This window comes from Advenella incenata, from assembly GCF_004217095.1.
In the GTDB taxonomy this organism is placed as follows: Bacteria; Pseudomonadota; Gammaproteobacteria; order Burkholderiales; family Burkholderiaceae_B; genus Advenella; species Advenella incenata.
In genome coordinates this window covers 301,721-321,037 of sequence record NZ_SHKO01000001.1, presented here as the reverse complement: position 1 = coordinate 321,037, position 19,317 = coordinate 301,721, and the positions used below count along the sequence as shown (strand labels likewise).

The window sequence follows — 19,317 nt, the reverse complement described above, 5'->3', positions numbered from 1 at the left end:
GGATGGCAAAAGCCACAAGAAGCAGCAACCGGCTGGGCAATCTGGCCTGGTCCGTTTTTCCGTTTATCTGCCTGATTGCAGTCTGGATGCTTGTTCACGCTTCGGGCTGGATCAGCCCGGCATTGCTGCCGTCGCCACTGGAAGTGCTGCAAACGTTCTGGACACATCTGACCCAAGGCGGGCTGCTGGTGAATATGGCCATGTCCATCCAGCGCGTCGTAGGCGGGCTACTACTGGGTATGCTGCTGGCGGTACCTATCGGCTTTCTGATCGGCTGGTACAAGCCCATACGGCGTTTTGTCGATCCGCTGATCAATTTCTTTCGCGCCCTGCCGCCCATCGCGCTTATTCCACTTGTGATTGTGTATTTCGGCATTGGAGAAATGGCCAAGATTGCCATCCTTTTCTATGCCTCCTTTTTTGCCGCCGTCATTGTGATGTACGAAGGCATGAACCAGATCAGCCCTGTATATATCCGCGTGGCCAAGACGCTGGGCGCCACGGATATGGAAATTTTCCTCAAAGTCATGGTGCCCATGACCGTGCCTCACATGCTGACTGCGCTCAGGGTTGCGCTTGGCGTGGCCTGGGCAACCCTGGTCGCGGCTGAACTGGTGGCAGCCCAGGAAGGCCTGGGCGCGATGATACAAAACGCCTCTGCATTCTTTGATCTGCGCGCCATTTATGTTGGGATTATTTGCATTGGCGCCATTGCGCTTTTGATGGATGTGGGCATCCGCAAATTATCGAACCGATTGATCAGCTGGCAGGATAGGGCCGGGGAATAGACATGCAGACAAACAAAGAACGGATTGTTTTCGACAATGTGTCCATGCAATTTGATACACCGGGTGGTGTACTGGAAGTTGTCCGGGATATGTCCTTTAGCGTTAACCAGGGCGATTTTATTTCACTAGTGGGACCATCCGGCTGTGGCAAGACCACTCTGATGAATATGGCTGCAGGCTTTATCAAACCAACCAGCGGCGCGGTTATGCTCGATGGCAAACCAATTGAGCAGCCGGGCCCGGATCGGGGCGTCATGTTCCAGGAGTATGGCGTTTTCCCCTGGCTCACGGTCGAGCAGAATATTGCATTTGGGTTACACCTGAAAGTAAGCAAGAACCTGAATGCCGCAGACAAGAAAGCGATTGTTGATCGTTATCTGAACTTGATGGGACTGGCCGATTTTCGCAAGGCATTTCCAAAAACACTGTCTGGCGGCATGAAGCAGCGCCTGGCGCTTGCCCGGACCTATGCGGTACGCCCCGAATTTGTCCTGATGGATGAACCGTTTGGGGCGCTGGATGCGCAGACCCGCAGCGCGATGCATGATCTGCTGCTGGATGTGCTGTACGCGGAAGGCAAAACGGTCATGTTAATTACACACTCGGTCGAAGAAGCCGTCTATCTATCCAATAAGGTGCTGATCATTTCTGCACGCCCTTCGCGCATTCGGGAGGTGATCGACATCCCCTTTGCCTATCCGCGCAATCGATCGTTGCAGGAAACACCGGAATTTAATGCCCTGCGCGCCCGTATCCACAACAGCGTAATGCAGGAATACGCGGCACAGGAAGCATTGGCAAAGGAAAAACGCGTCGCCTAGACGCACTGGCTGTCAAATACCAAAGGAGATCGTTGCTATGAAACGTAGAACTTTTATCAAGATGGCGGCCGGCACCGCAGCCGTTGGGTTACATGCCTCACCCGTTTTCGCCCAGAGCACCACCAAAGTCAAGGTTGGCTATCTGCATACCCTGGCCGTAGATGGTCAGATCTGGCTGGCCGAGGACATGGGTATCTGGAAGAAGAACGGGCTGCAGATGGAATTCATTCAATTTCAGACTGGTCTGGAACTGTTTCAGGCCATGAGCGGCGGCAGTATCGACGTACTGAGCACCGGTGCCGTCATGTCCAATTTCCCTGCTCGCGGACAAGGCAAGGTATTTCTGATGAATGACGTGGAGTTTGCCACGGCACAGTTGTGGGTGCACCCGGATATGGGTATCAACTCGATCGCTGATATGAAAGGCAAGCAGATATCCACCACCACAGGCACGACTGCGCATGTGTTCCTGGACAATGCCCTGCGCAAAAACGGACTGGACCCCAAGAAAGACGTGAAAATCATCAATCAGCGCATGCAGGATGCGGTCACTGCGTTTATTTCCAAAGCGGTGCCGGCCATTGCCTTATGGGTTCCGTTCAACATTCCCATTCGCAACAAAGTGCCCAGCGCAAAAATGCTGGTAGATGCCTCCAAGTTTTATCCCGAAGCGGCCATCATGGGTGGCTGGGCGGCGCGAAACGATTATTACGACAAGAACAAGGACGTGCTGGAAAAAATTATACGTGGCTGGGCCCAGGCTAATGACTATCTGATTGCCAATACCGACAAGGCGCTAGAAGCAATTCAGGCAAAACATTACCCCCAGGTGCCATTGGCAGATATCAAGGAGCAATACGCGGCCCAGAAAATGTTCACCTCTGCGGAATGGGCCAAGCTGTATGCCGACGGTTCCGTCACCAAATGGCTGCAGCGCGTCAGCGATTTCTTCATTGATTTTGCCAGCATTCCGAATGCCACACCGGCAGCCCAGTATTTTGATCCCAAACTTTATCTGAACGTGATCAAAGCATGAACCAAATGAGTGAACAACGGTCGATACAGCATTCTGGCGCCTACGATTATATTATCGTGGGCGCCGGTTCGGCCGGCTGTGTCCTGGCCAATCGGCTGTCAGCCAACCCAGCCGTGCGTGTGCTGTTGCTCGAAGCGGGTAAGCCAAACAAAAATTTCTGGCTTCACCTGCCGGTCGGCTATTTCAAAACCATTTACGATACGCGTTTTTCCCGACTTTTCGATACCGAACCGTGTGAAGGCACGGCGGGCAGAAACATCATCTGGCCGCGCGGCCGGGTGCTGGGCGGATCCAGCTCCATCAATGGCCTGCTGTACATTCGAGGCCAGCATCAGGACTACGACGATTGGGCCGCCAGGGGCGCCACCGGCTGGAATTATCAATCGGTATTGCCTTTCTTCAAACGCTCCGAGGGCTACGAACATGGTGAAAGCCAATATCACGGTGGTCGCGGTGAATTGGGCGTATCCGATCTGAAGAACGACCATCCTTATTGCCAGGCGTGGCTGGAAGCCGGGCAGCAGTTCGGGCTGCCCTTCAACCCCGATTTCAATGGCGCCACCGAATTTGGCGTAGGCGCCTATCAGTTGAGCATGAAAAACGGCTGGCGCTCCAGTGCAGCAACCGCGTTTCTGCGACCGGCTCAGGCCCGCGCCAACCTTACCGTACTGACCGAAGCGCATCTGACCCGAATTGTGTTCAACGGTACAACAGCTACTGGTGTGCAATGGCTGCAAAATGGCGCGCTCCATCAGGCGCAAGCAGATGCCGAAGTGATTCTATCGGCCGGCGCCGTGCAGTCTCCGCAAATATTGCAGTTGTCAGGCATAGGGCCCAAAGCGTTACTGGAAAAGCATGGTATTCCCGTGGTCTTTGATGCGCCTGAAGTGGGGGAAAACCTGAAAGACCACTACCAGGCGCGCACAATTGTTCGTCTGAAAAAGAAAATGTCGCTCAATAATGACGTTCGCAATCCGCTGAAACTGGCGGCCATGGGTTTGCAATGGGCGTTCAGGCATGCCGGCCCGCTTACCGTTGGTGCGGGACAGGTTGGCGGATTTGCAAAAACACAATACGCGACCGACGATCGCTCAGATATACAATTTAATGTGATGCCATTATCGGTAGACAAGCCCGGCACCCCGTTGCACGCCTACCCCGGCTTTACCGCCTCGGCATCGCAATGCCGACCGGCATCACGAGGCAGACTGCAGATCCGCAGCGCCGATCCATTGGCCCCGCCCGCTATTGAAACCCGTTATCTGAGTGAAGAGATTGATCGCCAGACGCTGGCCGCCGGGCTGCAAATGCTGCGAGACATATATAACCAGCCGGCTTTCCGCGACCTGATCGACACCGAAGTGCTGCCCGGCGGCGACCGCCAATCACGTGAAGGAATGATTGCATTTGCTCGTGAATGCGGTGGCACGGTTTTTCATGCCGTTGGTTCCTGCCGCATGGGCTCGGACAACCGTGCAGTGGTCGATCTCATGCTCAAGGTCCAGGGCGTGCAGCGTCTGCGGGTGATCGATGCGTCTGTCATGCCCGAAATGATCTCGGCCAATACCAACGCCGCCTCGATCATGATCGGCGAAAAAGGCGCGGATCTGATCCTGAACGCAAAAGGCTAGCGCGAGCGCAAAAAAGAAATTTCAATCGCAATAAAGGATAATCATGCAGGACACCGATAGCCAAAGCGCTGGTTGCACCACGCGGGAACACAGCGCGGATGCCGATCTGCAATTGCAGCCGATCAAGCTGTCACACGTGGATGCGCTGGTTTTTCGCGCCCCCGTCAGCGAGCCGGTGCAAACTTCATTTGGCATCATGTACGATCGGCCGGCAGTGCTGGTGCGAATGCAAAGCCAGGACGGCCTGGTCGGCTGGGGCGAAATATGGTGCAATTTTCCCAGCGTCGGCGCCGAGCACCGCGCCCGCATTCTGCAATCATGCATTGCACCGATATTGCTTGAGCGCACCTGGGACAACCCCAGGCAGGCATTCCAGACCCTGCACCAGCGCCTGCATGTGCTGGGCATACAGAGCGGCGAGCCGGGCACGCTGGCACAGGCCATCGCCGGCGCCGACATCGCCCTGTGGGACCTGGCGGCAAGGAAGGTGGGTAAACCGTTGTGGCAGCTATTGGGCGGCACATCAGAGATTGCCGTTTACGCTTCCGGCATCAGCCCCAGCGACCCGGAAAAACTGGCCCTGGCCAAGCAGCAGGAAGGCTATCGCGCCTTCAAGCTGAAAGTGGGATTCGGCCGCGAACGCGATATCGGCAATCTGCGCAGTCTGCGTGAACTGCTGGGACCGGACACGCCTTTGATGGTGGATGCGAACCAGGCCTGGTCTGCGGACGAGGCACAGCACATGGCCAGGCTTCTTGCGCCCTTTACGCCCGACTGGCTGGAAGAGCCGATGACGGCCGATTCACCGCTGGGCGCCTGGCAGCAACTGGCCGCAGCCAGCGACATTACCCTTGCCGGCGGCGAGAACATCCGGGGAGAGGCCAATTTCCGCGACATCGTTGATTCAGGCGCTTTCGGCGTGATCCAGCCCGATCTGGGCAAATGGGGCGGCTTCAGTGGCTGCGTACCGGTTGGCCATTATGCCGTCGCCCACCAGCGTCTGTTCTGTCCACACTGGCTGGGCGGCGGCATTGGCCTTGTGGCCTCCATGCATCTGAAAGCCGGTGTCGGCGGCCCGGGCTATGTCGAAGTAGATTCTAATCCGAATCCGCTGCGGGACCTGATTGCCGGGCCTTATCTTAAGCCATATGAAGGCCGGATATCGCTTTCTGATGAACCCGGAATTGGTATCACACCCGACATGGACCAGCTACGACAATTCCAGTTGAAATATTAAGCCGACAGCCGCCAGAATGCCCTTCAAAGATTGATTAACGCTGCCTCCTTGGCGTCTACCGGCGCATCTCCCTGCATGACGATAATGCTGTTGGTCGCAGAAGCGTCGGTTGAACCTGCCTTGGCCGGCGTTCTCAACGGTGCGATCATCGTACCGTTAGCATTGCCTTTCTGATCAGTCTGAAAACTTGCTGCCGGCATCTCTTTGCCATTCAGATAGACGCTATATACGGTCTTGGGCTTCAGACGAAACAGATTGACTTCCAGCGCGTCAACCAGCCCCAGATTACGCAACACGACAAAACCACGCGCGTCCTCTTTGACCGGTTTCAGGGACAGATTGGCCGGATCACTATTTACCCGTGGTACCAGATTGTCCTTGCCTTCTCCCTGCGTGATGACATTTGACACATACGCCAGTGCCTGTGGCGCCTGGCCAACCGGGATACGCGCCACCACTTTACCTGCCGCCGGATCAATCACGTCCACGGCATCGCCATTTTCCAGACCTACATAAAGACGACTGCCATCGTCCGAGCGCCATATGCCGTGCGGCAGAGCCCCAGTGGGAATGGTCGACACCAGTTTTGCCTCTTTATCTGTCGTATATACCTTCACGGCATTTTCACCACCCACGGTGACATAAGCAAGGGTCTTCCCGTTCACTTCGGCAAAAGCCAGATGGTTGGTAATGAATCCGATATCCATCACACCGGTCACCTTCAGCGTTTTGGTATCAATCCGCGTGACCTTGCCCACATCCTTGTGAGTCATCCAGATCTCCCGGAAATCGGGCGTGAACTGCACGAAAGGAGAAAACGGGCTGACCACGTCGATTTTCTTGATGATCTTGTGGGTCTTCACATCGACCACCGACACTTTCGCCGTGAAGCTAGAGACCACAAAGGCAAGTTTGCCATCGGGTGCGAACATAACCATGCCCGGTCCCGGATCGGTCTGGATACGCCGTTTTTCCTTATAGGTTTTTGGATCGATCACCGAGACGTAGTCTTCGCCACGCACCACCACCCACACTTCGCTACCATCGGCAGTGAAGAAACCTTCGTGCGGCGAACGGCCCACATAGGTTGTGCCTTTCACGGCGTTGGTTGCAGTATCGATAAAGGTAACGGAATTGGAACCATTGGATACCACAACCAATGTCTTGTGATCCGGTGAGAACCCCATGCCATGCACGTTGATCTGTCCCTTGTATAAGGGGGAAAGCAGATCGGGACGCGGGTTGCCCAGCTTGATCTGGCCAAGCAATGTATTTGTGGCCGGATTGATCACCGAGACGGTATTGCTGTTCTGATCCGCGGTGTATACACGATCATGCGATGAAGGAGACGCGGCAACGGTGCTGCCATACAAAGCGGTGGCCGCCAGTACCGGAAGTGCGGAGAATTTTTTCATACTGAATTCGCTTATAAAGTTCGTTGAAGATGTGATAACGGAATGCGCTGCTCGCATCATTCCGAAGTATTTTCGGCATGTTTCTGCAGAAAAGTCTGCATCACATTGATCTCGTTTTGCTGTTCGGCAATAATGCCCAGCGCCAGGTTACGAAGGCCGGTATCCCTGGAATACAGCAGCACCGCTTTGGCCATATCCACCGCACCCTGATGGTGGGGTATCATCATCGTGACAAAATCGTGCTCGGCATTACCATTCATGGGGGCCTGCAGCATTCCATAATCCATCACCGCCATAGCGTCGTTCATCAGGGCATCAAAGGATTTGGCGGTGCTGGCGACAAAAGCAGGAGGTTTGGTGTTGGTCTTTGTTGAACTGGTCTCGGACGAGCTCGCTCCATGGTGGGCATGCCCGGCATGCGCATAGGCAAAGGTGCCCGACAAGCCCATGCACAGGCACAGGGCGGCAGCGACAATGCGCGCTCTGACAGGCAACGCAGTAAACTGAATAGGCGACATATCACAAGTCCTTAATCATTAGGGGTTTCAAAGCAGGGGTTGGCCTCGCGCTATCATCGTTGTGATAGCCAAAGCCTTCATATGCATCGTAACGATCGGCTCCTGTCAGCAACATGGCTTTTTGATGACATATTTGTCATTAACCGCTTAAGATAACGTGGTACGATTTCCTGCCCAATCCCGTGGAAGCGACCGTGACCATTCTCGTTATTGAAGACGACTCAAAAACCGGTGATTACCTCAGAAAAGGCCTGCTTGAATCGGGCTATGCCGTCGATCTTGCCCGCAATGGCGTGGACGGCCTGCATCTGGCTCAGACACAGGACTATGATCTAGTCATTCTGGATGTGATGCTGCCCGGCAAAGATGGCTGGCAGGTCATGAGCGCGTTGCGGCGCGAGCGCGATGTACCCGTCATATTCCTGACCGCCCGCGACCAGGTGGATGACCGGATTCGCGGCCTGCAGCTTGGCGCCGACGATTATCTGGTCAAACCATTTTCATTTACCGAACTGGTCCTGCGCGTTCGTACACTGTTGCGGCGTGGCGTCGTACGTGATTCTGAAGTATTTCAATTGGCGGACCTGCAACTGGATCCCTTGCGACACAAGGTGACCCGCCAGGGAGTCAATATCGTTCTGACCAATAAGGAATTCATGCTTCTGCATTTGCTGATCCGACGGCAAGGCGAGGCGCTGTCACGCAGTGATATTGCCTCGCAGGTTTGGGATATGAATTTCGATAGCGATACCAATGTGGTCGATGTTGCCATCAAGCGGCTGCGCGCAAAGATTGACGCCCCGTTCGACCGCAAGCTGATCCACACCGTGCGCAGCGTCGGCTATATGTTTTCGGAAGAGTCCTGATGCCCGGCAAGCGCCGTTCGCTGGCAATCTGGGCCACGCTGTCGTTTGCGGTTATTTCATGCCTGATTGTCTCTTCACTCGGATTCTATCTTTATTCCTCGGCGAAACAGGCACTGGAAGTACGCGCCGACTACACACTGATCGGCCGCGTTGAACGCTTCCGTGCCCTGTTGCACGACTTGTACAATGTGCGGCAAATGGAAGAGCGCCCGGCAATTTTTGAAAGCATGCTGGGCAACGAAAAAGATGTACGGATCTTCCAGCGCGAAAACGGGACTCCATTTATTGTCGTCAATCCCGATCGCATGACGCCCCCGCCCATGATACCAGTGCCTGTCGGCCAGCGGCTGACCATCAATGCGCTGCATGCCGGAGAACGCGCCGACGGCATCAGGGTGCGCTGGGTATCGGCGCTGGCGGACATTGGCGATCAGGGAGGCACGGTACGGATCACTGCAGCCTATGTCATGACTCAGGAAGCCGGCCTGCTGCATGATTATCTGCTGCGCGTTATCGGCGCCATTGTACTGGCAGTGCTGCTGACCACACTGCTGAGCTATCTTCTGCTCAAACGGGGTCTGAGGTCTCTGACCAGAATGAGCCAACTTGCTGCACAAATCACACCATCACAATTGACATTGCGCTTTCCCGATACGGGAGTACCCAGCGAGCTGCACCAGCTTGCGATTGCCTTTAATGCAATGCTTGACAGGCTGCAAGGTGGCTTTGAGCATCTGTCCCAGTTCTCTGCCGACCTGGCCCACGAGCTTCGGACGCCGGTAAACATTCTGATGGGGCAGACACAGGTGGCGTTGGGAAGAGTTCGAACAAAAGAAGAATATGAACAGTTGCTGGAGTCCAATCTTGAGGAATTGGAGCGTATTGCGCATATCATCGAGAACATCCTGTTCTTGTCTCGCGCCGATCACGCCACAATAGCCATCGAACGCGCGCCGCTGGATCTGGCCACGGAGCTGCACAAGATAGGCGAGTATTTTGAAGGACCCGCCCAGGAGCGGGGCATGGCGTTGCACGTCAGTGCCAGCGGCCAGGTGGTGGCCAACACCGTCATGTGGCGTCGCGCCGTGAACAATCTTGTGATCAACGCCATACGCTATGGCAGGTCCGGCATGCCCATACTGCTATCTGCGCATGCAGAGCCGTCAGGCTGCACGGTGACAATCGAGAATACCAGTGAGCCGGTATCCCAGTCTCAGGCCGAGCGCATGTTCGACCGCTTTTATCGTGGTGATCAATCGCGCAATGAATATACCGAATCGAACGGACTGGGTCTTGCGCTGGTCAAGGCCATCATGGCCCTGCATGGTGGTACCGCTACAGTGCTTGCCATGCCCGCTGGACAGATACGCTTCGCACTGCATTTTCCTGCAGATCCGGCATCTTCACAAACGTGATTCGATTGCCGGGCGCTGCATCAGCAGTGCGTGCATGACTGCATGGCTTATCCGGAACGCAGCGAACAGCCGGTGCGCCACAGCCACGCCGGCGCCGTCCGTGTCGCATATAGCATAAAGCCAACGCGACGCCTGACAATCCCATGGCGTGACCTGCCGCAGCACTTGTGGCTCCGCGAGACTTCTGATCAGAACGTGCCGCTGTACATACCGCCATCAATCAGCATGTTCTGGCCTGTGATATAACCGGCCTGCTGACTGCACAGAAAGGCGCACAGGGCACCGAATTCGTCAGGATGGCCAAACCGTTTGGCAGGAACAACCGCCTGCTGAGCCTGTCTGATCGTGTCCTCGTCCTTGCCTGATTTGGCGGCCGTCACTTTGATATTGCCTTCCAGGCGATCGGTGGCAAATTTTCCCGGCAGAATGTTGTTGATGGTCACACCCTTTTCCGCGATGCTCGAGCGCGCTACACCGGCAACAAATCCCGTGAGCCCCGAGCGTGCTCCGTTTGACAACCCCAGGATATCGATGGGTGCCTTCACTGCGCTTGACGTGATATTGACGATGCGCCCGAAGCCGCGTGATGCCATGCCATCAACGGTAGCCCTGATCAGTTCGATCGGTGTCAGCATATTGGCGTCAATCGCTTTTATCCAGGCGTCACGCTCCCATTCTCGGAAGTCGCCCGGAGGAGGCCCACCCGCATTGGTCACCACAATATCGAAGTCCTTGCCAGGACCGCCTGCGGCACTGAATACCGCCTCGCGCCCTTCGACAGTCGTGATATCGCAGGCAATGGAAATGACTTTTGCGGCAACAAACCCATCGCGTTTTGCCGCGGCTTCGGATACAGCAGCCAATTCACTTGCTGCGGCTTGCAACACCTCGGCGCGCCTTGCATTGATCACCACATTGACGCCATTATCAACCAGCGCCTTTGCGCATCCAAAACCCAACCCTTTGCTGGCGCCACAAACCAGGGCCCACTTGCCCGCTATTTCCAGATTCATACCTGCTTCCTTTTCATGCTATTGATATCATTTACGTTATTCATTCTGCACAGGGCAAAAGAGACAGATGTGCAGAGCATGGGAAATCATAAACGAAATATCCAATCTATACTTGCATGGCCTTACAGCCAGTACATATGAGGCGATCGGGGTTCCAACAACTGCCGGCAACCTGGGCTGTCGACAGACATAAATGCCGGGCCGCTGTCGTGGCAACGCAACCGTGCGCGCACACCACTGGTGCGCTTTGAACTGATTTGTATTCACAGCCGATCAATTTATGATATTTTATGGTGCATGAGCTCGTTGGCGAGCCGATTCGAAACGAACAGGTACGAACCAATATTTAATTAATCGATCAATTATGAAAAAAACAGAGCAGCTTGCAAGAAAAACCTCCGTACGACGGGCCCGAAAAATCAATGGCCCTGGTCGCCCCGAAGGGGCCAGTGTTGTGCGAGACGAAATTCTGGATGCAGCCGAAGTCATCTTTTCAGACAAGGGTTATGCGGGGACGGCATTGCGAGAGATTGCCGACCAGGCCAATGTAACTCAAGCACTGATCAGCTATTATTTTGGTTCCAAATTTGGACTGTTCCAGGCCGTGTTTTTGCGCAGGAGTGAACTGGTATCCCGGGAGCGCCTGGAGCGGCTTGAAGCGCTGGAACGGCAGAAGACTCCTCAAGTCAAGGATATTGTAAGAACCTTCCTGGAGCCGGTACTGTCGTTGCGAGGTACGTTCCAGGGACGTGCCTTTCTTCGGTTGCAGGCCAGGCTTCATACCGAACCATCAGAAATCTCCTACTCACTTCGCTCCGAGGCCTACGGTGGTTCAACGCAGCGCTATGTTGCGGTGCTGAGAAAGGCACTACCCAAATTGAGTGAGCTGGACGCCTGCTGGCGGGTAACGTTCATGATTGGCACCTATTTATATGCGTTTTCCGACACCCACCGGATGGAAGAAATGACCCCCAAAGGACTTTACGATGTCAATGATACGGACGAGTTGATCGACCAGGTGACACGATTCATGGTTGGAGGATTGCAGGCACAATAAAACATCAGCGCTGGCTCTTGCGGTGGCCTGGGGGTGGCCACCAACCAGCCAAGCCGCACTTCAACTGCCCGGCACCGCCTGGCTGCAAAGCGCGAGCGCCGCGTGGCAGTCCATTACCATCGCGTATTTCTGCTGCATATCAAACAAACTGGCATCATGTGGCCCAATGGCGCGATCACCCACACAATCGGCCACCACTAGCGGTGTAAAACCCAGGGACATAGCATCCACAACACTGGCGCGTACGCAACCGCTGGTCACGCAGCCGGCCACCAGCAGCGTGCTCACGCCGCGCTGCGCAAGCCAGGCTGCCAGCATCGTCCCGAAAAAAGCCGACGGCACCGTCTTGCGAACGACCAGTTCGCCCGCTAACGGCGCCAGCTCTGGCACAATCGCACTGGCATGACTATTTTCCAGAAGGGTCAACATTCCCGGCACTTTGCGACTGAAAATATTATGATCTGCGCCGTCGTCCGCAAACACAATCCGGCTATGGGCGACAGGCCAGCCGCTGCGTCTTGCGTGCTGCAACAGCGGCTGTGTTGAAGCAATTGCACTTGCGATATTGCCGCCGCCAAAAACGCCGGGGTCTGCAAATCCATTGACAAAGTCGACGATCAGCAGGCCAAAGGGCGGCGCCAGAGCCACATCCGTCCCGAAACCCTGGCGCTCGAATACTTGATTTTCCTCGCTCATTACGCACTCTCCCGCTGCGTCAGCGTGGACTCTACTACCCTGCCATCGGCAACCACCTGCAGATCATCCAGATAAACATTGCATCGCCTCATCGGCACATCAATATGGCACGCTGTTGTTCGGCTGCCGCCCGCCTCGTTGTTCGGGCCCAGAGAAAACAGGAAGTTGCCGCTTACTGCACGGGCATCCATGCCGATGGTCGCCTCTCTGTCGTATAAACCTAATGTGGACCAATAGGCCCGTTTCTGCAGACCCCACCCAATGTGGGATATGGCGTAAGCTTCAGGATCGGCAAACGATTCTATGTATTCCGATAGCATTTGCGCCTCCACCCCGCCAGTTATATCTGTCACAAAGCCGTCTTTCACCGTCAGTGTGATTGTCTCACCCACATAGGACTTCATTGGCAGCAGAATATCGCCTTTTGACAACACGATGGTGCCCTGGGTTTCTCCCTCATTTGGCCACGTAAAGGTAAAGCCGCTAGGCCAATGATCCCAGCGACCCGGTTCATCGACAAATCCATATTCAGATACGCAGGGATACTGGCCCAACGGACAGCGCAAATCGGTTCCCGCTGCCGAGGTAACACGCATTTGCCCGGCCTGTTTCAGTAATGCCGCGGCGGCCTGGGTTCGCACATAGTCTTCCTGGGTTGGCACCATGCGCAAGAGAACCTCCGGCGGCTCCACCGCCAGCAGGATTTTGCCGCCGCCTTGCAAAATGTCATGCTGTTCCGGTGAAAACAGCAGCGTCATCAAGTCCAGAACAAGGTCACTTGCCTTTAAGGCGGCAATGGCCGGTTTATTGCCGGTAAGCGGCGTCGTGCCAAGATAGGCTAGTGGGTCGCGGCTTAGCGATTTTTCTGCGTTTACCGGTGGCAAATCCAGGCGACTGACAACCGCGCCCAGCATGGTCGCTGCTGTCATGGCGCAGCGCAGTGTTTGCGGATGCGTATGGTCACTGGTCAGCACCGTAACCGCATCCCCTTTTTTCAGTTTGGACAATTTCAGTACATTGATCCACGCCTGGATCAGATCTGTATCGCGCACAGCCATAATATCTCCCTGTTTCTGCCTAGAAAATCACGTTCATCAATGGTCCAGAGGATGGCCCAGAAAGTCCCCGAACGCCCGATAAAATCCGGCTTCGTTATCCCAGGGAATCATATGGCCGGCGTCTTTGACCCGCAGGCACTGCATCGATGGCAACAGCTGCCGCAACTGTTCAGCCTCGGCATCACGAATCACGTCGCCCCGTTCTGCCGTCATTAGCAAAACCGGGACATTGATCCGAGCCACATCGGCGTGAATGTCATCCGTCTGAAATGCATGAAAGCTTGTCGTGATCGCACGCTCGTTGCAGGTATGCAGCCATTGGGCACGTAGCCTCAGTTGCTCTTCGTTCCAGGTTGGACAGTATTGACGCATCTGTTCAACGCTCATCCCCCGCTGTGCCTGCCGGATCGAATCGACATACCAGGCAAGATTTGCCGGGTATGGACGCCGCCCCGGGCCGGACACCGGCGGGTCTACTGCGACCAGACGCCTCAGTCCTGCAGGCTGCTGTCCCGCCACGCGGATACCAATACGTCCGCCCATGGAATGCCCGACGATCGAGTACGCCGGCAGGTTCAGGGCCTGCACAAAGGCAATAACGTCGGCTACCATCGCATCAAGGCTGTAATCCAGCTCGTCACTGGCCTGGCTCAGCCCCCGGCCCCTTGCGTCCAGCACGTAAGTGTCGAAATGGCGGCCCAGTCGCTCTGCGACAAAACGCCAGGTTTCAACCGGGCTGGTAATACCTGGTATCACGATTACCGGATCACGTTGAGCCCGACCATCTGTCTGTCCGCCAAACCGCAGATAGTGCTGACGTATGTCATTGGCCCAAACGTGGGCGCCATAAAGATAAGTATTTGTCATCGAATGTGTTTCCTGATATTTACCGCAGAGCACAGGGGCGTGAGCATCGACAGTGCCGTTGCTTTTCCCATATCTAACCACTCACAAAACTGCGCATTTGAGCTCGTTGCCGCTTGCTTATGCGACCGTTTCCACCGTGCCGATACGCTCTTTGCAACGGGTCGCATCGTATTCATAAACCCATTCGGCCTTGATGCCGACAGCGTTGGGATTTTCAGCCTGTTGCTTTCTGAGCGCCTCGTCACGTGCACGCTGTTCATCGGGCGTGGACAAATGGTATGTACGGCCGCGTTCGCGTGCTTCCAGTTGGACCCGGGCTGTACGTGCAAGCCGCTCGGCTTCATAGCACCTGAGGGCCGCTTCATGATCTGTTGGAAAATGCGCAATCATCTGGGCCAGCACGAACGCATCTTCCAGCGCCATGGCCGCACCCTGTGACAGGAAAGGCAGCATTGGATGTGCCGCGTCGCCAAGCAGCGTTGCCCTGCCTTTTGCCCATTGCTTCATCGGATCCCGGTCAAAGAGTCCCCATTTGAAGGTTTGATCAGGATCGGTGCGTTGCAGCAGATCGATAATGTTCTGATGCCAACCGTCATAGGCTGCCAGTAGTTCTTCGCGAGTACTCGGTTCAGTCCACGACTCAGCCACCCAGTCTGCACTTTCATTGACCGCGACAATATTGACAGCCGCCCCGCCTTTGACGTAGTAAGTAACGATATGGGCCTTGGGGCCAAACCAGAATGATGCGTCCGGGCTCACAAAAGGCAATGGGTGCTGCTCTACCGGCACCAGGGCACGCCAGCACATATGGCCGGTAAAGCTGGCCTGATCCTTGCCCCAGAGTGAGTCGCGCACGGCCGAATGAATGCCATCGGCTCCCACGATAATATCTGCCTCAAAACTTGAGCCGTCTTCAAAGTGTGCCGTGGCAGAGTCGGCATCCTGCGTAATCTCGGTGCAGATTGTGTTGAATGTCACCTGATCCGAGGCAATGTCCTTACACAAAATGGCATGCAAGTCTGCGCGATGTACATGATGAAAGTCGGCCCCGAAATTTTCCCGGCACATTTGCTGTAAAGGAGTACGGAACAGCTCACGTGCATCATCCCAGTTGCGACCCACCATCGCTTTGGGCAAAAATCCGATCCGATCCAGGTCCGTCTGCAGCCCCAGCGCTCGGAGTACTTTGACCGCGTTAGGCGTCATCTGCACCCCGGCGCCAATTTCACCAAAGGCAGGCGCGCGTTCAAAAACATGGGCTTTTATACCGTGCTGCTGCAATGCGCGGGCCAGTGCCGCGCCGCCAATACCGCCCCCGATAATTCCTACTTTCAACGTTTTCGACATACATTCCACTCCAGTTTCAACAACATGCACAATTGAGCACATATTATTTATTAAATAACTAATTAATTAATTTAAATACATTCAACGCTGCCCGCCACATGCCTGGTGGGTCAGGCTCCCAGATAGGCGCTCAGCAGCTCCGGATCGTCCAGCAAGCCCGCTGCCTCCCTTTGCGCAACGACTTTGCCGGTTTCGTATACATAAGCGCGCGTAGAGACCGACAGCGCGTTATAGACATTCTGCTCAACCAGGACAACTGTCACGCCATGCGTGTTGATTTCCCTGACAAACTCAAAGACCTCCTCGGCCATGCGTGGACTCAGCCCAAGACTGGGTTCATCCAGGAGCAACAGTGAGGGTTCCGACATCAGGGCGCGGCCGATTGCCAGCATCTGCTGTTCACCTCCGCTGAGCGTGCCTGCCAGTTGGCGATGCCTTTCCTTGAGACGGGAAAAACGGTCATACACCAGCGCAACGCGCCGCTCCACTTCTGCGTCTTTTTTGCATAGATAGGCGCCCAAAGTCAGGTTTTCATACACAGTCATGGTGGGCCAGATATGACGTTCCTCTGGTGACTGGGCGATCCCCTGGGCGACAATGCGATCGGCAGAAACACCGGCGATATTCTTACCCTGGTAGATAATCTGCCCTTGCGTCGGCTTGAGCAGGCCGGAAATTGCCCGCAACGTTGTGCTCTTTCCGGCACCGTTGGCGCCGATCAGGGCAATGACCTCACCCTGCCGGACCATCAGATCGACCCCATGCAATGCCTGGGTCTTTCCATAGCTGACGTGCAGGTTGCGAATTTCAAGCATCGGGTTTGCCGGTGCACTACTGTCCTGATCAGAGGTCTGTGGCAACACTATTGCATTCATGATCTTTCCTTTCCGTTTCCGCCCAGATAGGCCTCCACCACTTTCGAGTTTTTCTGCACCTGTTCTGGTGTTCCCTCGGCCAGCTTTTGACCGAAGTGCATGACAACGACACGATCGGATACGCTCATGACCAGCCCCATGTTGTGTTCGACGATCAAAATAGATTCGACCAGATCGCCAATCAGTTTCCTTAGCACATTGCCGAACTCCCGGGCTTCGTGGCTATTGAGGCCGGCAGCCGGCTCATCCAGCATCAGAATCCTGGGCTTGGCAGCCAGTGCCAGCGCCACCTCCAGTAAGCGCAGTTCGCCGCAGGACAGTTGGGCTGCAGGCACGTTCATATGCCGCGACAAACCAATCGTATTGACAATGCGCGCGGCACTGTCACGGATCGCCGCTTCTGTCTGTCGCACTTTTGCGGTAGGAAAAAACGTTTTCCAGACCGGCTGGCGTGCTTCAATATAGTGGCCGGTCAGCACGTTCTCAAACACCGAAAGCGATTTCAGGATATTGGTTTTCTGAAAGCTGCGTACAATGCCACGGCGCGCCATGCTATACGGTTTTTCGCCCGTCACCTCCTGTTCATCAAAGTGAACTGTCCCGGAGGTAGGCGCATAAAAGCCGGTGATCAGGTTGAAACAGGTTGTTTTTCCAGCGCCATTGGGCCCGATCAAACCGACAATTTCCCCGCGATTCACGTTAAAGCTGATGTCCTTGACAGCATGTATGCCACCGAATGACTTGCACAACCCACTGACCTGCAGTACGCCACTGGGGTGTCCGTTTTGCGCGTGCGTGTTCATCATGCCGACCTCCGTTTTGTGCCGTTTACAGGCACGGTCACCGGCGCTGCCGGTTTTTGCGCCCTTTTTTCACGATGCCGCGTAACAAATCCCATGATTCCGTTGGGCATGAATAGCACAATCGCAATAACGATCAGGCCGAACAGTGACAATCGCAATTCCTGTGCTTCCCTAAGATATTCTTCAAGAAACGTCACCAGCAGCGCCCCCACCAACGGTCCGATCAGCGTACCCTTGCCACCGATGAGCACCATCGTGATCATGGTGACCATGAATGCAAACCGAAACACCTCCGGCCCTACAAATGAAATGTAATGTGCATAGAAGCCGCCTGCGGTACCACTGAGGAATGCACCCAGCACCAGCGCCATCATGGAATAGCTCAGCGGACGAATGCCAATAGACTGCGCAACATACCTGTTTTCCCGAACGGCTACTGCAGCGCGTCCGGCGTTGGAATTGACAAAACGGTATGCCAGGTACAAGGCAATCGCCAGCAGTAGCCATGCAATGGCGTAATAAAAGTGTTTACCGACCAGATTGTCTACCTGCGCCAGAAAAGCTGGCTGTGGCACCCCGGCAATGCCCATCGGCCCCTTTGTGACTGCGACCCAGTTGTTGGCAATCAGCCTCAATACTTCCGAAAACGATAGGGTAATGATCACGAAAAACGGCCCGTGCAATCGCAATGTGATGGCGCCGATAATTGTTCCCATGACTGCGGCGCACAACCCGGCGGCAGGGATCGTAGCCCACATTGGCCAGCCTGCCTGGGTCGAGAGCAGTGCTGCCGCATACGCACCGGTTCCCAGAAATGCCGTATGTCCCAGGGAAAACTCACCAACATAGCCAACCACAAGGTTCAGACTGGTTGCCAATACAGCATAGAACATCACAATGATGGCCACATGCAGAATGTATTGATCGTTTATGACAAATGGCAGTACCGCTGCCAGCAGCATGAATGCCGTCAGGCAATTGCGTTGAATCTTCATGCTCTCTCCGCGCGTTTAACAAATAATCCATAAGGACGAAACAACAGGGTCAGAATCACCAGTATGAAACCGATAATATCCACCCATCCTGTGGCAACATAGCCGCCCCACAATGCTTCGGCCAAGCCCAGCAGCAAGCCGCCCACGATCGCGCCGGCAAAGCTGCCCATGCCCCCGAGAATGACCACCACAAAGGCTTTCATGCTTACCAGTCCGCCGATGGATACCTGGGTGGAATAAATGGACCCCAGCAACATTCCCGCCATGGAGGCAATCACGGTTCCCATTGCAAAAGTACCCGCATAGATATTCGCGGTCCGGATCCCTACCAGCTTTGCTGCCATAGGATCCTGAAACGTCGCCCGCATCGCACGGCCCAGGCGGGTTTTCTGGATAACCAGATACGTGATAATCATCAAAGCGATACTGACTGCGACAGCGAACAGGCGCGCCTTGGTCAACACGATCGGTCCAAGAAAGAGCGGGCCGCCGGCCAGCGGCGATTCTATTTTCAGCGGCGCGGTGCCAACCAGAAGCAAAGCAGTGTTGGCCAGGAAAATTGAAAGGCCTATAGTCAACAGAATCCCCGGTTCTTCACCCTGGTCACGTATCCGCTCAATCAGAAATCGGTCAATCAGCCACCCAAACGTACCCAGCACAACAGCGACAAGCAACAGTCCTGAAAAGAAATCAAGCCCCAGGCGTGTCGTGGCCCACCACCCCATCACGCCACCGACCATGTACAACTCACCGTGCGCAAAATTGACGACACGCATCAGACCCAGAATCAATGTCAGACCCAGCGCAGACAATGCATAAAATGACCCGATTACCAGCCCGTTGGCGATAAACTGCGGTAATAACTCCATACCGATTTCC

General features: G+C 55.1%; 19 protein-coding genes. 8 read left to right on the top strand and 11 right to left on the bottom strand.

Translation table 11 applies throughout. The annotated features are described in order from the left end of the window. The first annotated feature begins 2 nt into the window (after positions 1-2). Genes EV681_RS01465 through EV681_RS01445 form a run of 5 tightly spaced genes read left to right on the top strand, consistent with a single transcriptional unit; the run spans position 3 to position 5,513 of the window. Positions 3-788 (top strand): ABC transporter permease, encoded by a 786-nt coding sequence (locus EV681_RS01465; protein ID WP_128393596.1) that lies wholly within the window; start codon positions 3-5, stop codon positions 786-788. A gap of 2 nt (positions 789-790) precedes the next feature. After that, entirely contained in the window at positions 791-1,609 is an 819-nt protein-coding gene (locus EV681_RS01460) for an ABC transporter ATP-binding protein (RefSeq protein ID WP_130303155.1), read from the top strand. Positions 1,610-1,646: 37 nt separating this feature from the next. Then, entirely contained in the window at positions 1,647-2,645 is a 999-nt protein-coding gene (locus EV681_RS01455) for an ABC transporter substrate-binding protein (RefSeq protein ID WP_130303154.1), read from the top strand. Between the two features lie 5 nt (positions 2,646-2,650). Then, complete coding sequence (locus EV681_RS01450) at positions 2,651-4,276, top strand: GMC family oxidoreductase (protein WP_130303153.1); 1,626 nt, start codon at positions 2,651-2,653, stop codon at positions 4,274-4,276. Positions 4,277-4,319: 43 nt separating this feature from the next. Then, positions 4,320-5,513, top strand: a complete 1,194-nt coding sequence (locus EV681_RS01445; protein WP_130303152.1) for a mandelate racemase/muconate lactonizing enzyme family protein — start codon at positions 4,320-4,322, stop codon at positions 5,511-5,513. Positions 5,514-5,536: 23 nt separating this feature from the next. On the opposite strand, the gene EV681_RS01440 is transcribed toward EV681_RS01445, so the two are convergent. Next, complete coding sequence (locus EV681_RS01440) at positions 5,537-6,928, bottom strand: YncE family protein (RefSeq protein ID WP_130303151.1); 1,392 nt, start codon at positions 6,926-6,928, stop codon at positions 5,537-5,539. 56 nt (positions 6,929-6,984) lie between these two features. Then, entirely contained in the window at positions 6,985-7,446 is a 462-nt protein-coding gene (locus EV681_RS01435; protein WP_165392907.1) for a DUF305 domain-containing protein, read from the bottom strand. A 194-nt stretch (positions 7,447-7,640) separates the two neighbouring features. On the opposite strand from EV681_RS01435, the gene EV681_RS01430 reads away from it, so the two are divergent. Together EV681_RS01430 and EV681_RS01425 are read left to right on the top strand one after the other, a co-directional pair. After that, positions 7,641-8,312 (top strand): heavy metal response regulator transcription factor, encoded by a 672-nt coding sequence (locus tag EV681_RS01430; RefSeq protein ID WP_128393590.1) that lies wholly within the window; start codon positions 7,641-7,643, stop codon positions 8,310-8,312. Next, positions 8,312-9,727: a heavy metal sensor histidine kinase gene (locus EV681_RS01425; RefSeq protein ID WP_130303150.1), complete on the top strand. Its 1,416-nt coding sequence runs from the start codon at positions 8,312-8,314 to the stop codon at positions 9,725-9,727. Before EV681_RS01430 ends, EV681_RS01425 begins: the two co-directional genes overlap by 1 nt. A 188-nt stretch (positions 9,728-9,915) precedes the next feature. On the opposite strand, the gene EV681_RS01420 is transcribed toward EV681_RS01425, so the two are convergent. Beyond that, positions 9,916-10,740: an SDR family oxidoreductase gene (locus EV681_RS01420; RefSeq protein WP_128393588.1), complete on the bottom strand. Its 825-nt coding sequence runs from the start codon at positions 10,738-10,740 to the stop codon at positions 9,916-9,918. A gap of 364 nt (positions 10,741-11,104) precedes the next feature. Here EV681_RS01420 and EV681_RS01415 point away from each other — a divergent pair, with 364 nt between their 5' ends. Beyond that, positions 11,105-11,797 carry a TetR/AcrR family transcriptional regulator gene (locus EV681_RS01415; RefSeq protein WP_128393587.1) on the top strand — a complete coding sequence of 231 codons (693 nt, stop codon included), beginning with the start codon at positions 11,105-11,107 and terminating at the stop codon, positions 11,795-11,797. 60 nt (positions 11,798-11,857) lie between these two features. Here the strand turns inward: EV681_RS01415 and EV681_RS01410 are convergent, their stop codons facing one another. From EV681_RS01410 to EV681_RS01375, 8 genes are all read right to left on the bottom strand, one after another. After that, positions 11,858-12,493 (bottom strand): isochorismatase family protein, encoded by a 636-nt coding sequence (locus tag EV681_RS01410; protein ID WP_130303149.1) that lies wholly within the window; start codon positions 12,491-12,493, stop codon positions 11,858-11,860. Beyond that, positions 12,493-13,551 carry a 2,5-dihydroxypyridine 5,6-dioxygenase NicX family protein gene (locus EV681_RS01405; protein WP_128393585.1) on the bottom strand — a complete coding sequence of 353 codons (1,059 nt, stop codon included), beginning with the start codon at positions 13,549-13,551 and terminating at the stop codon, positions 12,493-12,495. Before EV681_RS01405 ends, EV681_RS01410 begins: the two co-directional genes overlap by 1 nt. A gap of 36 nt (positions 13,552-13,587) precedes the next feature. After that, positions 13,588-14,418: an alpha/beta fold hydrolase gene (locus EV681_RS01400; protein WP_128393584.1), complete on the bottom strand. Its 831-nt coding sequence runs from the start codon at positions 14,416-14,418 to the stop codon at positions 13,588-13,590. A gap of 117 nt (positions 14,419-14,535) precedes the next feature. Further along, positions 14,536-15,765, bottom strand: coding sequence for an FAD-dependent monooxygenase (locus tag EV681_RS01395; RefSeq protein WP_130303148.1), 1,230 nt, complete (start codon positions 15,763-15,765; stop codon positions 14,536-14,538). A 110-nt stretch (positions 15,766-15,875) separates the two neighbouring features. Continuing rightward, a complete protein-coding gene (locus EV681_RS01390; RefSeq protein WP_207227038.1) occupies positions 15,876-16,580 on the bottom strand; it encodes an ABC transporter ATP-binding protein in 705 nt (234 codons plus the stop codon). Positions 16,581-16,636: 56 nt separating this feature from the next. After that, the gene (locus EV681_RS01385; RefSeq protein WP_128393581.1) at positions 16,637-17,446 is read right to left on the bottom strand and encodes an ABC transporter ATP-binding protein; all 810 of its coding nucleotides are present in this window, start codon (positions 17,444-17,446) and stop codon (positions 16,637-16,639) included. Continuing rightward, positions 17,443-18,438 carry a branched-chain amino acid ABC transporter permease gene (locus EV681_RS01380; RefSeq protein WP_130303147.1) on the bottom strand — a complete coding sequence of 332 codons (996 nt, stop codon included), beginning with the start codon at positions 18,436-18,438 and terminating at the stop codon, positions 17,443-17,445. Before EV681_RS01380 ends, EV681_RS01385 begins: the two co-directional genes overlap by 4 nt. After that, positions 18,435-19,307: a branched-chain amino acid ABC transporter permease gene (locus EV681_RS01375; RefSeq protein WP_128393579.1), complete on the bottom strand. Its 873-nt coding sequence runs from the start codon at positions 19,305-19,307 to the stop codon at positions 18,435-18,437. Before EV681_RS01375 ends, EV681_RS01380 begins: the two co-directional genes overlap by 4 nt. Positions 19,308-19,317: the final 10 nt, after the last annotated feature.